We start from the raw sequence: 16,104 nt of genomic DNA on the forward strand, positions 1-16,104 counted from the left end.
TCATACGCCGTTCTTCTCGAACTACCGTCCTCAGTTCTACTTCCGTACGACTGACGTCACCGGTTCGATCGAGCTGCCAGAAGGCACCGAAATGGTCATGCCGGGTGACAACGTTCAGATGACCGCAACCCTCATTGCACCTATTGCAATGGACGAAGGTCTGCGTTTCGCAATCCGTGAAGGCGGTCGTACCGTCGGCGCGGGCGTTGTTGCCAAGATCCTTGAGTAATTTTTGAGATTTTGCACGATTGAGTGCTTGATCTTGGATGTGCGGGCGGCTATAACCCGCCCGCACACCCTGCCGCCCGGGCAGGGATGAGCCAGAAAGAAGATAAAGTTTTCAACTTTCTGTCGATCTTGTAGGAGTGTAGCTCAGTTGGTAGAGCATCGGTCTCCAAAACCGAGTGCCGGGGGTTCGAGTCCCTCCTCTCCTGCCAATTTTTTCCGGGTTGTGAAACAAAGTATTAGAAAGCGGTGTAACCCCAACAATGGCTAAAACGTCGCCAGCACAATTCGTACAGCAGGTCCGCACCGAGGCAAAGAAAGTCTCGTGGCCGTCCCGTAAGGAAACGACTGTTTCTACCATTATGGTCTTCGTAATGGTGGCTCTTGCGTCGATTTTCTTCTTTGTTGTCGATCAGCTCCTCGCATGGGGTGTCAAGCTGGTCTTTGGTGTTGGGGGTTAAGGTCATGGCGCATCGCTGGTACGTTTTGCACGTTCACTCCGGTTTTGAGAAAAAGGTCGCCCAGTCGATCCGCGAGCAGTCCATCAAGAAAGGTCTTGAGGGCGAAATCGAAGAGGTCCTGGTTCCGACGGAAGAAACTGTCGAGGTGCGTCGCGGCACCAAGGTCAATGCCGAGCGGAAGTTTTTCCCGGGCTATGTCCTGCTGAAGATGGATCTCACTGACGAAAGCTGGCATCTGGTCAAAAATACCGCCAAAGTTACCGATTTCCTTGGTAGCCGTGGTAAGCCGATGCCGATTTCCGAAAAGGAAGCTCAGCACATTCTGCATCAGGTGCAGGAAGGGGTTGATCGTCCGAAACCGACCATCGCTTTCGAGGTTGGTGAGGAAGTACGCGTTTCCGACGGCCCGTTTGCATCGTTTAACGGTGTTGTCGAAGGTGTTGATGAAGAACGAGCACGCCTTAAGGTGTCTGTTTCGATCTTCGGTCGTTCAACGCCGGTCGAGCTGGAATACGCCCAGGTCGAGAAGCTTTAAAAAACGATCTTGTAAAATGATGTCCCGGTCTGCTATACGCAGGCCGGACTTTAAAGCGCGGGAGGTCAGCCATGACCGGACCGCGCGCTTCTGTAAGAGGTACTCTAATGGCGAAAAAAATCGACGGCTATCTTAAGCTGCAGATTCCCGCCGGCAAAGCCAATCCGTCACCGCCTGTCGGTCCGGCTCTTGGTCAGCGCGGCGTGAATATCATGGAATTCTGCAAAGCATTTAACGCTGCTACCCAGCAGATGGAACCAGGTATGCCGATTCCGGTCGTCATCACCGTTTATTCCGACCGTTCATTCAGCTTTGTTACCAAAACCCCGCCAGCATCCTACTTCCTGAAAAAGGCAGCAGGCATTGCAAAAGGTTCCGGCACCACCGGTAAAGGTTTTGTTGGTAAAGTTACCAAAGCACAGGTCAAAGAAATCGCAGAAGCCAAAATGGTTGACCTCAACGCATTTGACGTTGAAGGCGCGATGGCAATGATCGAGGGCTCTGCCCGTGCGATGGGTCTCGAGGTTGTGGAGTAAGACGATGGCCAAGACTGGTAAACGCCTTGCCCAGGCCTATGAGGGCATCGACCGTAACACCCAGTACGAGCTGACAGCTGCTGTCAAACTCGTCAAAGAAGGTGCAAAAGCCAAATTCGATGAAACCATCGAAATGGCAATGAACCTTGGTGTTGATCCGCGTCACGCTGACCAGATGGTCCGTGGTGTTGTTTCTCTTCCGCATGGTACCGGTAAAACCATGCGCGTTGCAGTCTTCGCAAAAGACGCCAAAGCAGAAGAAGCACTCAAAGCTGGTGCAGACACTGTTGGTGCAGAAGATCTGATGGAAGCAATGCAGAAAGGCGATCTGAACTATGATCGCGTTATTGCAACCCCGGACATGATGGCTGTTGTCGGTCGTCTCGGTAAGGTTCTCGGCCCACGTGGCCTGATGCCGAACCCGAAACTCGGCACCGTAACCATGGATGTTGCTACCGCAGTTTCCGACGCAAAAGCTGGCCAGGTCCAGTTCCGTGCGGAGAAAACCGGTATCGTACATGCAGGTATCGGCAAAGCTTCGTTCAGCGAAGATCAGATCATCGAAAATGCAAAAGCATTTGTCGCTGCGATTGTAAAAGCAAAACCGGCTGGCGCAAAAGGTATCTACCTTCAGCGTGCGGCGATCAGCTCCACCATGGGTGCTGGCGTCAAATTGTCGATTGCTGACATCGCGTCGAAATAAGAATTTTTCGAATTCTGACCGGTCTTCGGATCGGTCAGGACCGGAGGGGGCTTTATGCCCTCTCTACCTGTCTGTCCCAGACTGCAGGTGAGTGAGATTAATCGCTCTTAATTTCCTGCATAGGCAGAGGTTCCGGTTCTTGGTTTTCCCCGTATGGGGCTCACAAAAGGCTTGGACATCTGGCAAACGGATGGGCGTCACAGACCAGTTCGAAAGGATTGGTCGCGTCTGTGAACCTCTTTATGGGGTTCAGGGCAATAAGCAATGTCGGAGACTAAAAGTGAACCGCGAAGAAAAACAACAGTTCGTAGCAGAAATGCGCGAAGTGTTCGGAGCAGCGGAAGGCGTAATCGTTACCCAGTATAAAGGGCTGACGGTTGCACAAATTACCGCTCTTCGTGCACAGATGCGTGAATCTGGTGCGGGCTTCAAGGTCACCAAAAACCGGCTTACGCGACTTGCTCTTGAAGGCACTAAATTTGCTGGTCTTGCAGACTACTTTACCGGCCCGGTTGCAATCGGCTATTCAGCTGATCCAGCATCGGTCGCAAAAGTAGCCTCCGAGTTCGCAAAAACCAACGACAAGCTCGTTATTGTTGCTGGTGCCATTGGCGAACAGATTCTGGACGAACAGGGCGTTAAAGCTCTGGCAGAACTGCCGTCGCTGGACGAACTTCGTGCGAAACTGGTTGGTATGATCCAGACCCCGGCACAGCGTATTGCTACGCTGACTTCCAAGCCGGCGGCTCAGATCGCCCAGGTGCTGAAGGCACACGCCGAAAAAGGCGAAGCCGCGTAAACCAAATTATCCAGATATCTTTGATATCTAAGTTCAAGCCTAGGAGACTACTACAATGGCCGATCTCAATCAGATTGTTGAAGATCTTTCCGCTCTTACCGTTCTGGAAGCTGCAGAGCTTTCCAAATTGCTCGAAGAAAAATGGGGCGTTTCTGCCGCTGCTCCGGTTGCTGTAGCTGCTGCTGGTGGCGTTGCTGCCGCTGCTGCTGAAGAGCAGACCGAATTTGACGTTATTCTGACCGCCGCTGGCGAAAAGAAAATCAACGTCATTAAAGAAGTACGTGGCATCACCGGTCTTGGCCTCAAAGAAGCCAAAGACCTGGTCGAAGGCGCACCGAAAGCTGTTAAAGAAGGCGCGTCGAAAGACGAAGCTGCTGAAATCAAGAAGAAACTTGAAGAAGCAGGCGCAACCGTCGAACTTAAATAATCGACGGCTTCTTGCCAAGGTCTGGGTCGGCGTCCTTCGGGCGCCGGCCCATCCGTCTCTGTGCACCGGGCAATTGTGTTTCGGGTGATGCAGCGACGCGAACAGGAATTTAACGGTTGACGCTGCCAAAGGTAATCGTACATAACGGTAGGCTGTTTAGGTCAAAGGTTATCTTTGACGGCGTCGACAGCCGAGGGATCAGTGATCTCATTCAAGTTGGATGTCACATAACATCCACGGTCATAATCAAGTGAACGCCCGCCCCGTACGGGGCTCGGGCGTCGTCGTGCTGTATGCGTTTTGCGTAAATCGGGAACGGTACAGGATGAAGACGAACGAGTTCGGACGGTGTGGGGAGGCGCGATTAAAGGAACGATGATGGATAAGTCCTTTACTGGTCGAAAGCGCATCCGCAAAAGCTTTGGACGGATCAGCGAAGTCGCTCCGCTCCCGAACCTCATTGAGGTTCAAAAGAATTCCTACGATAAGTTTTTGCAGACCGGAACGCCGCAGGAGCAGCGGAATGATGCAGGTCTTCAGGAAGTCTTCAAGAGCGTCTTTCCGATTAAAGATTTTTCGGAACGCGCAACTCTTGAATTCGTGTCGTACGAACTTGAGCAGCCGAAATACGATACAGAAGAGTGTCGCCAGCGGGGCATGACTTTTGCCGCACCGCTGCGTGTAACACTGCGTCTGGTTGTCTGGGATATCGACGAGGACACGGGTGCCCGTTCGATCCGCGATATCAAAGAACAAGACGTCTATATGGGCGACATGCCGCTTATGACCGAACACGGTACTTTTATCGTGAACGGCACCGAGCGTGTGATCGTTTCTCAGATGCACCGTTCGCCGGGCGTCTTCTTCGACCATGACAAAGGGAAGAGCCACAGCTCTGGCAAATATCTGTTTGCTGCGCGTGTTATTCCTTATCGTGGTTCGTGGCTCGATTTTGAATTCGACGCAAAAGACATTCTTTATGTCCGTATCGACCGTCGCCGCAAATTGCCGGCGACCACGCTGCTTATGGCTCTTGAAAATCTTGAGTCTGAACAGCTGCGTGCACAGCGTGCCGAAGAAGGGCGCTCTGTCGATCCGTCGGAAATCGAGGGTCTTACCCCGGAAGAAATTCTCAACTACTACTATGAGTCGGCAGAATACCGCCGGACCAAAGATGGTTGGGTTACCGAATTCAATGCAGACCGTTATATCGGCCAGAAGCTGGTTCACGATCTTGTTGATGCAAGCAACGGCGACGTTTTTGCAGCAGCAGGTTCGAAAATTACCAAGCGTTCTGCTGCCAAGATCACCGAAGACGGTGTCAAAGAGATCCTCGTACCGGAAGAGCAGCTTAACGGCTGGTTCATGGCCGATGATCTTATTGACGGCGAAACCGGTGAAATTCTGGCAGAAGCCGGTCACGAACTGACCGAAGAAGTGTTCGAACAGCTGAAAGAATGGAATGTCGATTCCGTTCGTCTGCTGATGATCGATCACAACAAGGTTGGTCCGTATCTGCGCAACACCATCGCACTGGACAAGAACAGCAACCGCGAAGAAGCCCTTGTGGATATCTATCGCGTTATGCGCCCTGGCGAGCCGCCGACCCTTGAGGGTGCGGAAGCTATGTTCAAAGGCCTGTTCTTCGATTCAGAACGTTACGATCTCTCGGCTGTTGGCCGGGTGAAGATGAATGCACGTCTTAATCTTGAATGTGCAGACACCGTTCGTATCTTGCGTCGTGAAGACATTATGGAAGTCGTTCGTGTTCTCATCGACCTGAAAGACGGTCGCGGCGAAATCGACGACATCGATCACCTTGGTAACCGTCGCTTGCGTTCGGTTGGCGAGTTGATGGAAAACCAGTTCCGTGTTGGTCTTTTGCGTATGGAACGTGCGATCCGCGAGCGTATGAGCTCGGTCGAGATCGACAACGTCATGCCGCATGACCTGATCAATGCAAAGCCGGTTGCGGCTGCTGTTCGTGAATTCTTCGGCTCTTCGCAGCTGTCGCAGTTTATGGATCAGACCAACCCGCTTTCGGAAATCACCCACAAACGTCGTCTTTCGGCGCTTGGACCAGGTGGTTTGACCCGTGAGCGTGCAGGCTTTGAAGTTCGTGACGTTCATCCGACCCACTATGGTCGTATCTGCCCGGTTGAAACGCCGGAAGGTCCGAACATTGGTCTGATCAACTCGCTGGCAACCTTCGCCCGTGTCAACCAGTACGGCTTCATCGAAAGCCCGTATCGTAAGGTTGTCGACGGCAACGTGACCCCGGAAGTGATCTATCTTTCGGCGATCGAAGAAGGTCGTTATGTTATCGCACAGGCCAACGAACCGTTGACTGAAGGCTTTAACTTCGCGAACGAACTGATCAATACACGTAAAGCCGGTGACCACTATATGGCCCGCTCCGAAGAGATCGACCTTATGGACGTCTCGCCGAAGCAGCTGGTATCGGTCGCATCCGCGCTCATTCCGTTCCTTGAGAACGATGACGCGAACCGCGCACTGATGGGGTCGAACATGCAGCGTCAGGCGGTTCCGTTGATCCGCTCTGAAGCACCGTATGTCGGGACCGGTATGGAAGTTCCAGTGGCACGTGATTCGGGTGCAACCCTGATCGCACGCCGTGATGGTGTTGTGGAATCTGTTGATGCGACCCGTATGGTTATTCGCGCAACCGGTGACATTGCCGCCTCGGAATCGGGTGTGGATATCTACACCCTGCTGAAATATCAGCGTTCCAACCAAGGCAGCTGCATTAACCAGCGTCCGCTGGTTAAAGTTGGCGATGTTGTTGAAAAAGGCGACATCATTTCGGATGGTCCGTGTACCGATATGGGTGAACTTGCCCTCGGCCGTAACGTGCTTGTCGCGTTCATGCCGTGGAATGGTTACAACTTCGAGGATTCCATCCTTCTGTCCGAGCGTATCGCACGTGATGACGTTTACACCTCGATCCACATCGAGGAATTCGAAGTCATGGCCCGCGATACCAAGCTGGGTCAGGAAGAAATCACCCGTGATATTCCGAACGTCGGTGAAGAAGCCCTTAAAAACCTCGACGAGGCGGGCATTGTTTACATCGGTGCGGAAATCAAACCGGGCGATATCCTTGTCGGTAAGGTAACGCCGAAGGGCGAAAGCCCGATGACACCGGAAGAAAAACTTCTGCGTGCCATCTTCGGTGAAAAAGCATCTGACGTCCGTGATACGTCGCTGCGTGTCCCACCGGGACAGTTCGGTACCATTGTTGAAGTCCGCGTGTTCTCACGTCGTGGCGTCGACAAGGACGAACGTGCCCTGGCAATCGAACGTTCGGAAATCGAACGTCTCGCAAAGGACCGTGATGACGAACGCGCCATTCTTGAGCGCAACTTCTATGGTCGTTTGAAAAACCTTCTGCTTGGCCAGTCGCTTGTTGATGGTCCTAAGGCCCTCTCGGGCGAGATCACCGAAGACAGCCTTTCGGGTGTTGCACGTGGTCTTTGGCGCCAGATTGCAGTTGCTGATGACGCTGTCATGTCTGATATCGAAGCTCTGAAAAAACAGTTCGAAGAATCGATCGCTGTTCTTCAGGCCCGTTTCGATGACAAAGTTAACAAGCTGCAGGCTGGTGACGAATTGCCGCCGGGCGTGATGAAGATGGTTAAAGTCTTCGTTGCCGTTAAACGTAAAATGCAGCCGGGCGATAAGATGGCTGGCCGTCACGGGAACAAGGGTGTCGTATCGCGCATTATGCCGGTTGAAGACATGCCGCACCTCGAAGACGGTACGCCGGTCGATATCGTTCTGAACCCGCTTGGTGTTCCATCGCGTATGAACGTTGGCCAGATCCTTGAAACCCACCTTGGTTGGGCGTCACGTGGTCTTGGCGAACAGATCGGCGAACTTGTCGATGCTGTTGCTGACGGTCGTGGTCAGATGGAAGATCTGCGCAGCAAGCTTAATGATGTCTATGAAGGCGACGAATACATCGCTGGCATCAAAGAGCTTTCTGATGGTGATGTCATCGAGCTTGGCAACAACCTGCGTCGCGGCGTCCCGATGGCCACTCCGGTCTTCGACGGTGCACGTGAGCCTGATGTTGTTCGTATGCTTGAGAAAGCCGGCCTTGATGGTTCTGGCCAGGTCGACCTTTATGATGGTCGTACGGGTGAGAAATTCCATCGCAAGGTGACTGTTGGGTATATTTATATGCTCAAACTGCACCACTTGGTCGACGACAAGATCCACGCACGTTCGATTGGTCCGTACTCACTTGTTACCCAGCAGCCGCTGGGTGGTAAGGCGCAGTTCGGTGGCCAGCGTTTCGGGGAGATGGAAGTATGGGCACTCGAAGCTTACGGTGCTGCATACACGCTTCAGGAAATGCTTACGGTTAAATCGGATGACGTTTCGGGCCGTACCAAGGTTTACGAAGCTATCGTTCGTGGCGAAGACACCTTCGAGGCTGGCATTCCGGAGTCGTTTAACGTTCTCGTTAAAGAACTCCGTTCGCTTGGTCTCAATGTCGAGCTTGAGCAGAACGACTTTTAAGTGTTTGGCAGATCGGGATGTCCAACCGGACATCCCGGTCGCCATGACGCATCTTTCGGCCTGAAATTGGCGAAACCCGGCGAGACCGGGCATAGCGGGAGAGCCTTTATGAACGAGTTGATGAAGATCTTCGGGCAGCCGCAGGGCACCCAGAGCTTCGATCAGATCCGGATCCAGATTGCCAGCCCGGAGCGTATTCGCTCCTGGTCCTTTGGTGAAATCAAGAAACCGGAGACCATCAACTACCGGACCTTTAAGCCGGAACGCGACGGTTTGTTCTGTGCGCGCATTTTTGGTCCGGTGAAGGATTACGAATGCTTGTGCGGCAAGTACAAGCGTATGAAGTATCGCGGCATTATCTGTGAAAAATGCGGCGTCGAAGTGACTCTGGCCAAAGTACGTCGTGAACGTATGGGCCATATCGAACTGGCGGCACCTGTTGCCCATATCTGGTTCATGAAGTCACTGCCGAGCCGTCTTGGTTTGCTGCTCGACATGACGCTCAAGGATCTTGAGCGCATTCTGTACTTCGAAAACTATGTGGTGATCGAACCGGGCCTTACCCCGCTTAAAATGGGTGAGCTCCTGTCCGAAGACCAGTATATGACTGCCCAGGAAGAATATGGCGAAGACAGCTTCCGTGCCGGTATCGGCGCAGAAGCCATCCGCGATATGCTTGCGGCAATCGATCTTGATGAAGAACGCGAAACCGCGAAAATCGACCTCAAGGAAACCAATTCCGAAGCCAAGCGTAAGAAGCTGGTCAAGCGTCTCAAACTGATTGAGGCCTTCCAGGAATCTGGAGCACGCCCGGAATGGATGATCCTTGAAGTGATTCCGGTTATTCCGCCAGAGCTGCGCCCGCTGGTGCCGCTTGATGGTGGCCGTTTTGCGACCTCTGATTTGAACGACCTTTACCGTCGTGTGATCAACCGTAACAACCGTCTGAAGCGCCTGATCGAGCTTCGTGCGCCTGATATCATCGTGCGTAACGAAAAACGTATGCTTCAGGAATCGGTTGATGCGCTGTTTGACAACGGTCGTCGCGGTCGTCCGATCACTGGAGCCAACAAGCGTCCGCTCAAATCGATGTCGGATATGCTTAAAGGTAAGCAGGGTCGTTTCCGTCAGAACCTTTTGGGTAAACGCGTCGACTATTCCGGTCGTTCCGTTATTACCGTGGGTCCGAACCTGAAACTGCATCAGTGCGGTCTGCCAAAGAAAATGGCACTCGAACTGTTCAAGCCGTTCGTTTATGCGAAGCTGGAACTGTACGGGATGGCAACCACGATCAAAGCTGCAAAGCGTATGGTGGAAAAAGAGCGTGCCGAAGTCTGGGATATCCTTGAACAGGTTATCCGTGAACACCCGGTCATGCTTAACCGCGCACCGACCTTGCACCGTCTTGGTATTCAGGCCTTCGAACCTACCCTGATTGAAGGTAAGGCTATCCAGCTTCACCCGCTCGTTTGCACTGCGTTTAACGCAGACTTCGATGGTGACCAAATGGCTGTTCACGTCCCGCTGTCGCTTGAAGCTCAGCTTGAAGCACGTACCTTGATGATGTCGACCAACAACATCCTTTCACCGGCATCGGGTAAACCGATTATCGTGCCGTCGCAGGATATTGTTCTGGGTCTGTATTACATCTCGATGGAACGTGATGGTCAGCCGGGCGAGGGGATGTCATTTGTAAACATCGCCGAGATCGAGCAGGCACTGGATGAAGGTGTTGTTAACCTGCACTCCAAGGTTAATGCCCGTTACCACACGGTTGATGCCGATAATGAACCGATCACGGTTCGTGTCGCGACGACCCCGGGCCGCATGTTGCTGTCGGAACTTCTGCCGCGTCATCCGCGCATTCCGTTCTCGACCATCAACAAGCTGCTGACCAAAAAAGACGTCTCGAACGTTATCGATGTCGTCTACCGTCACTGTGGCCAGAAAGAGACTGTTATCTTTGCTGACCGCATGATGGGCCTTGGTTTTAACTGGGCATGTAAAGCCGGTATTTCGTTTGGTAAGGATGACATGATCATTCCGGATGCCAAAGAACCACTGGTTGGCGGCACCCATGACAAGGTCAAGGAATACGAGCAGCAATACCAGGATGGTCTCATCACCCGTGGTGAGAAATACAACAAGGTTGTTGATGCTTGGTCACAGTGCACCGATGACGTTTCCGAAGCGATGATGAAAGTCATTTCGGCGACGGCTGAAGGTGACAATGTGAACTCGGTTTACATGATGGCGCACTCCGGTGCCCGTGGTTCTGCCGCTCAGATGCGTCAGCTTGCTGCTATGCGCGGCCTGATGGCGAAACCTGATGGCTCGATCATTGAAACGCCGATTATTTCGAACTTTAAAGAAGGCCTGACCGTGCAGGAGTACTTCAACTCCACACACGGCGCGCGTAAAGGTCTTGCCGATACCGCACTGAAAACGGCGAACTCGGGTTACCTGACCCGTCGTCTGGTGGACGTGGCCCAGGATTGCATCATCACTCAGCATGATTGCGGTACTGATCGTGGCCTCGACATCGCAGCAGTTGTCGATTCCGGTGAAGTTATCGAAACCCTGTCTGATCGTATCCTCGGTCGTTTCACTGCTGACGAGATTGTTAATCCGTCGACCGGTGAAATCATCGTGCCGAAGAATGCGATGGTCGAAGAAGATCACCTTGATGTGATCGAAAAGGCCGGCGTTGAAATGTCGCGGATTCGCTCCGTTCTGACCTGTGACGCGGAAACCGGTGTTTGTGGCCATTGCTATGGTCGTGACCTGGCCCGTGGTACGACAGTCAATATCGGCGAAGCTGTTGGTGTTATTGCCGCACAGTCAATCGGTGAGCCGGGTACTCAGCTTACGATGCGTACGTTCCACATTGGTGGTGCGGCACAGCGTGGTGCAGAGGTTTCCGGTGTCGAAGCGAATTTCGATGCGACTGTTAAGTTGAAAAACCGCGCAGTTGTTGAAAACTCGTCGGGCGTGAATATCGTCATGGCGCGTAACCTCGAAATTCTCCTGATCGACAAAACCGGTCGTGAACGTGCGAAATATCGCGTCCCTTACGGTGCCAAACTTCTGACTGATGAAGGCGCACAGGTAACACGTGGCCAGAAACTGGCCGAGTGGGATCCGTACACCTTGCCGATCATCACCGAGAAAGAAGGCTATGTGAACTATGTCGACCTTCTTGAGAACGTAACCATTCGCGAAGTCTATGACGAAGCGACCGGTATTGCGGCCAAGACGGTTATCGACTGGAAGAGCATGCCCAAGGCGTCCGACCTTAAGCCGCGCGTTACCTTGCGTAACGAATCGGGTGAGGTCATCAACCTGGATAATGGTCTTGAAGCCCGTTACTTCCTGTCGGTTGACGCTATTCTCTCGATCGAGAACGGTCAGAAAGTCGCTGCGGGTGACGTGCTTGCACGTATTCCGCGTGAAGGTTCGAAAACCCGTGACATCACCGGTGGTCTGCCGCGTGTTGCCGAGCTGTTCGAAGCCCGTAAACCGAAAGAACACGCAATTATCTCGGACATTCCGGGTCGCGTCGAATTCGGCAAGGACTATAAGAACAAGCGTCGCGTTATCGTTCATCCGCTCGAAGACTCCGGGCTGACTGAACCGGTTGAATACATGATCCCGAAAGGCAAACACCTTGCCGTTCAGGAAGGGGACTTCGTTGAAAAAGGCGATCAGCTCCTTGATGGTTCACCAGTTCCGCACGATATCTTGCGTGTTATGGGCGTTCCGGCACTGGCCGACTACCTGGTCAACGAGATCCAGGAAGTTTACCGACTGCAGGGCGTGAAGATTAACGACAAGCACATTGAAGTCATCGTTCGTCAGATGCTCCAGAAAGTGGAAATCACCAAACCGGGTGACACCACACTTCTGGTTGGCGAAATTATTGACCGCGTTGATTTCGATGCTGAAAACGACCGCGCTGTTAAAGAAGGCGGCGAACTGGCAGAAGGCGCTCCGGTCCTCCAGGGGATCACGAAAGCTTCGCTCCAGACGCATTCCTTCATCTCGGCCGCATCGTTCCAGGAAACCACGCGCGTTCTTACCGAAGCAGCTGTTTCGGGCAAAACCGATACTCTTATCGGTCTGAAAGAGAACGTCATCGTGGGTCGTTTGATCCCGGCAGGTACCGGTGCGGTGATGAACCGCTTCCGTGCACTGGCCGCCGAACGCGACAAAACGGTACAGATCGAAGCAGAAGAAGAAATTGGCGACAACTTCGGCCCGCAAGCCGATGGCGACGCTCCTTCACTGCCGGCAGGCGAATAACCTCGTCGCGCCAGATAGTTAAAGAATCAGAGGCGAACCGGAAATCTTATCGACGCACCGGTTCGTCTCGGCGTTTGAAGCGCCAACTCGAAGGTCCACATGGTTTTGCTTGACGCAAACGGGGGCCGTCACTAGTATGCGCCCACCAAATCTAGGGGGGTGTAACTGTGTCGGTGCCGTTTTGTGCGGTAGCGGGCGGTTTTCGCCCCCCATCGCTTGAGTGCGACTCTGACGGCCGTCGAGGCAGGAACTCCTGCATTTTATGGGCGTCCTCGCGTGTTTTCGTACTTGTACGAAGGCGCGTGGTCGCTCGTCGTGCGTCGATAAGAGCAGCGCCCTCGTGGCGTCCGTTGAAGTACAAAGGGAAAATTAATGCCCACTATTAACCAGTTGATCCGCAAGTCGCGATCACCGCGCACGCAGCGCGATATGGTTCCGGCACTGGAAGCATGCCCGCAGAAACGCGGCGTTTGCACCCGTGTTTATACCACCACCCCGAAGAAGCCGAACTCGGCACTTCGTAAGGTTGCTCGTGTTCGTTTGACCAACGGCTACGAAGTAACGTCTTACATTCCGGGTGAAGGCCATAACCTTCAGGAACACTCTGTCGTGATGATTCGCGGCGGCCGTGTGAAGGATTTGCCAGGTGTGCGTTACCACATCATTCGCGGTACCCTCGATACACAGGGTGTCAAAGACCGTAAACAGCGTCGTTCGAAATACGGCGCGAAGCGTCCGAAATAAGGAGCAGCTCAGATGTCACGTCGTCACGCTGCTGAAAAGCGCGAAGTATTACCTGATGCCAAATATGGCGATAAGGTTCTCACTAAATTCATGAATGGTCTGATGCTCGACGGTAAAAAATCCGCCGCAGAAAAGATCGTTTACGGTGCTTTGGAAGTTATGGAAGGCAAGGGTGCAGACCCTGTAGCCCAGTTCCATGAAGCCATGGACAATGTGAAGCCGAACGTTGAAGTTCGTTCGCGTCGTGTTGGTGGTGCTACCTACCAGGTTCCGGTTGAAGTTCGTTCCGAGCGTCGTCAGGCACTGGCCATTCGTTGGTTGGTCGAAGCTTCGCGCAAACGTTCTGAAACGACCATGGTTGGTCGTCTCGCTGGTGAATTGATGGACGCCGCCAATAACCGTGGTTCGGCCGTCAAGAAACGCGAAGACACCCATCGTATGGCCGAAGCTAACAAAGCATTCGCTCATTACCGCTGGTAATTCTGACCTCAAGATCAAGAGTCGATTATGGTACAACGTACTCCGATCTCTCGGTATCGTAACATCGGCATCATGGCTCACATTGATGCTGGTAAAACTACGACCACCGAGCGAATTCTTTTCTACACCGGCAAGTCCTACAAAATCGGCGAAGTCCATGACGGCGCCGCGACGATGGACTGGATGGAACAGGAACAGGAACGTGGCATTACGATTACGTCTGCTGCGACGACCTGCTTCTGGAAAGATAATCGCATTAACATCATCGATACCCCGGGCCACGTTGACTTCACGATTGAAGTTGAACGTTCGCTCCGTGTTCTCGATGGTGCATGCGCAGTGTTTGACGCCGTTTCCGGCGTCGAGCCGCAGACCGAAACCGTATGGCGCCAGGCTGACAAGTACCACGTACCGCGTATGTGCTTTGTCAACAAAATGGACCGTACCGGTGCAGACTTCTTCCGTTGTGTTGAAATGATGAAAGAACGTCTCGGTGCCAATGTTGCTGTTATGCAGCTGCCGATTGGTTCCGAAATGGAATTCGAAGGTGTTGTCGATCTGGTGAAAAACCAGGAGATCGTCTGGAAAGACGAGAATCTCGGCGCAGAATTCGAATACCGTGACATTCGTGATTCGCTCAAAGACCAGGCTGCTGAATATCGTGAAGCCCTGATTGAACAGGCAATCGATTTCGACGAAGCCGCAATGGAAGCTTACCTTGAAGGCGAAATGCCGTCTGAGGAACTTCTCAAGAAGTGCCTTCGTAAAGGTACGCTGAAAGGCGAACTGGTTCCGGTCCTTCTTGGTACTGCGTTCAAGAATAAAGGCGTTCAGCCGCTTCTTGATGCGGTCATCGATTACATGCCGGCTCCGGATGACATCGACGACGTGCGCGGCATCAAGCCGGGCACCGAAGATGAGCCGGATTCACGTCCGCTTAACGACGATGCACCTTTCTCGGGTCTTGCGTTCAAAATCATGAGTGACCCGTTTGTCGGTTCGCTTACCTTTGTTCGTATTTATTCGGGTGTACTCGAAGCTGGTTCCTACGTTCTCAACTCTGTTAAAGAGAAAAAAGAACGTATCGGCCGTATGCTTCTTATGCATTCAAACAACCGCGAAGAAATCAAATACGCATGCTCGGGCGACATCGTTGCTCTGGTTGGCATGAAGGATACCACCACTGGTGACACCCTTTGTGATCCTGCCAAGCCGATCATTCTTGAGCGTATGGAATTCCCGGATCCTGTTATCGAGATCGCTGTTGAGCCGAAATCGAAAGCTGACCAGGAGAAAATGGGTCTCGCTCTTGCGCGTCTTGCACAGGAAGATCCGTCGTTCCGCGTTAAATCTGACCACGAATCCGGCCAGACCATCATCTCCGGTATGGGCGAGCTTCACCTCGACATTCTTGTCGATCGTATGAAGCGTGAATTCAAAGTTGAAGCAAACGTCGGCGCGCCGCAGGTTGCTTACCGTGAAACGATCTCGAAAGAGATCGACGTTGACTACACCCACAAAAAACAGTCGGGTGGTTCGGGTCAGTTCGCGCGTATCAAACTCACCTTTACACCGGGTGAACCGGGTACGGGCTTCAGCTTCACCGATAGTGTTGTTGGCGGTAACGTTCCTAAAGAATACATCCCGGGTGTTGCCAAAGGTCTCGAAAGTTCCCTTCCGAACGGCGTGATCGCAGGCTTCCCGGTAACTGACTTGTCGATCAAGCTGACCGACGGTGCCTACCACGACGTCGACTCGAGCGTCATGGCCTTCGAAATCGCTGCTCGCGCAGCATTCCGCGAAGGTCTTGCCAAAGCTGCTCCTAAGCTGCTCGAGCCGATCATGAAAGTCGAAGTAGTGACCCCGGAAGAGTATATGGGCGACATCATTGGCGATCTGAACAGCCGTCGCGGCCAGGTCCGCGATATGGACTCCCGTGGGATTGCACGCGTTGTTAACGCGTTCGTTCCGCTGGCGAACATGTTCGGTTACGTCAACACACTGCGCTCCATGTCTCAGGGCCGTGCCCAGTTCGTGATGCAGTTCGATCACTATGCCGATGTCCCGCAGGCAGTTGCGGACGAAGTTAAAGCCAAATCGGCTGGCTGATGCCAAGCCAGAATAAACGGAGTTAGAAATGGCTAAAGAAAAGTTTGCCCGTACAAAACCACACGTTAACGTTGGCACCATCGGCCACGTTGACCATGGTAAAACCACGCTGACCGCAGCGATCACCAAAGTTCTGGCAGAAGCCGGCGGTGCATCGTTCCAGGATTACAGCATGATCGACAAAGCACCGGAAGAGAAAGCTCGTGGTATCACGATCTCGACCGCGCACGTCGAATAT

The 16,104-nt window shown here is 53.0% G+C and carries 13 protein-coding genes and 1 tRNA gene; all 14 read left to right on the forward strand.

The window, feature by feature from the left end:
• Positions 1-229 (forward strand): EF-Tu C-terminal domain-related protein (locus RIC05_RS06425; RefSeq protein ID WP_502989543.1); only part of this gene is annotated, 229 nt, incomplete at its 5' end.
• 132 nt (positions 230-361) lie between these two features.
• Positions 362-437, forward strand: a tRNA-Trp gene (locus RIC05_RS06430).
• Between the two features lie 51 nt (positions 438-488).
• The gene (secE, locus tag RIC05_RS06435; protein ID WP_044828413.1) at positions 489-686 is read left to right on the forward strand and encodes a preprotein translocase subunit SecE; all 198 of its coding nucleotides are present in this window, start codon (positions 489-491) and stop codon (positions 684-686) included.
• A gap of 4 nt (positions 687-690) precedes the next feature.
• Complete coding sequence (gene nusG, locus RIC05_RS06440; RefSeq protein ID WP_350059743.1) at positions 691-1,221, forward strand: transcription termination/antitermination protein NusG; 531 nt, start codon at positions 691-693, stop codon at positions 1,219-1,221.
• 107 nt (positions 1,222-1,328) lie between these two features.
• Positions 1,329-1,757, forward strand: a complete 429-nt coding sequence (gene rplK, locus RIC05_RS06445) for a 50S ribosomal protein L11 (protein ID WP_350041667.1) — start codon at positions 1,329-1,331, stop codon at positions 1,755-1,757.
• A 4-nt stretch (positions 1,758-1,761) separates the two neighbouring features.
• Positions 1,762-2,460: a 50S ribosomal protein L1 gene (gene rplA, locus RIC05_RS06450; RefSeq protein ID WP_350041668.1), complete on the forward strand. Its 699-nt coding sequence runs from the start codon at positions 1,762-1,764 to the stop codon at positions 2,458-2,460.
• 280 nt (positions 2,461-2,740) lie between these two features.
• Complete coding sequence (rplJ, locus tag RIC05_RS06455; protein WP_350041669.1) at positions 2,741-3,259, forward strand: 50S ribosomal protein L10; 519 nt, start codon at positions 2,741-2,743, stop codon at positions 3,257-3,259.
• Between the two features lie 55 nt (positions 3,260-3,314).
• A complete protein-coding gene (rplL, locus tag RIC05_RS06460; protein ID WP_350041670.1) occupies positions 3,315-3,686 on the forward strand; it encodes a 50S ribosomal protein L7/L12 in 372 nt (123 codons plus the stop codon).
• Between the two features lie 378 nt (positions 3,687-4,064).
• Positions 4,065-8,231: a DNA-directed RNA polymerase subunit beta gene (rpoB, locus tag RIC05_RS06465; protein ID WP_350041671.1), complete on the forward strand. Its 4,167-nt coding sequence runs from the start codon at positions 4,065-4,067 to the stop codon at positions 8,229-8,231.
• A 108-nt stretch (positions 8,232-8,339) separates the two neighbouring features.
• Positions 8,340-12,533, forward strand: a complete 4,194-nt coding sequence (gene rpoC / locus RIC05_RS06470; RefSeq protein WP_350059744.1) for a DNA-directed RNA polymerase subunit beta' — start codon at positions 8,340-8,342, stop codon at positions 12,531-12,533.
• A 372-nt stretch (positions 12,534-12,905) separates the two neighbouring features.
• Positions 12,906-13,277: a 30S ribosomal protein S12 gene (gene rpsL, locus RIC05_RS06475; protein WP_350041673.1), complete on the forward strand. Its 372-nt coding sequence runs from the start codon at positions 12,906-12,908 to the stop codon at positions 13,275-13,277.
• Between the two features lie 12 nt (positions 13,278-13,289).
• A complete protein-coding gene (gene rpsG / locus RIC05_RS06480) occupies positions 13,290-13,757 on the forward strand; it encodes a 30S ribosomal protein S7 (protein ID WP_350041674.1) in 468 nt (155 codons plus the stop codon).
• A 27-nt stretch (positions 13,758-13,784) separates the two neighbouring features.
• Complete coding sequence (fusA, locus tag RIC05_RS06485) at positions 13,785-15,866, forward strand: elongation factor G (RefSeq protein ID WP_350059745.1); 2,082 nt, start codon at positions 13,785-13,787, stop codon at positions 15,864-15,866.
• 28 nt (positions 15,867-15,894) lie between these two features.
• On the forward strand, positions 15,895-16,104 hold a 210-nt coding region (locus RIC05_RS06490), incomplete at its 3' end, for a GTP-binding protein (protein WP_350044115.1).

It is taken from the genome of Thalassospira sp. (genome assembly GCF_040218635.1).
Taxonomy (GTDB): domain Bacteria; phylum Pseudomonadota; class Alphaproteobacteria; order Rhodospirillales; family Thalassospiraceae; genus Thalassospira.

Coding starts and splice junctions, on each gene's coding strand:
- secE (WP_044828413.1), top strand. CDS start 489: ATGGCTAAAACGTCGCCAGCACAATTCGTACAGCAGGTCCGCACCGAG.
- nusG (WP_350059743.1), top strand. CDS start 691: ATGGCGCATCGCTGGTACGTTTTGCACGTTCACTCCGGTTTTGAGAAA.
- rplK (WP_350041667.1), top strand. CDS start 1,329: ATGGCGAAAAAAATCGACGGCTATCTTAAGCTGCAGATTCCCGCCGGC.
- rplA (WP_350041668.1), top strand. CDS start 1,762: ATGGCCAAGACTGGTAAACGCCTTGCCCAGGCCTATGAGGGCATCGAC.
- rplL (WP_350041670.1), top strand. CDS start 3,315: ATGGCCGATCTCAATCAGATTGTTGAAGATCTTTCCGCTCTTACCGTT.
- rpoB (WP_350041671.1), top strand. CDS start 4,065: ATGGATAAGTCCTTTACTGGTCGAAAGCGCATCCGCAAAAGCTTTGGA.
- rpoC (WP_350059744.1), top strand. CDS start 8,340: ATGAACGAGTTGATGAAGATCTTCGGGCAGCCGCAGGGCACCCAGAGC.
- rpsL (WP_350041673.1), top strand. CDS start 12,906: ATGCCCACTATTAACCAGTTGATCCGCAAGTCGCGATCACCGCGCACG.
- rpsG (WP_350041674.1), top strand. CDS start 13,290: ATGTCACGTCGTCACGCTGCTGAAAAGCGCGAAGTATTACCTGATGCC.
- fusA (WP_350059745.1), top strand. CDS start 13,785: ATGGTACAACGTACTCCGATCTCTCGGTATCGTAACATCGGCATCATG.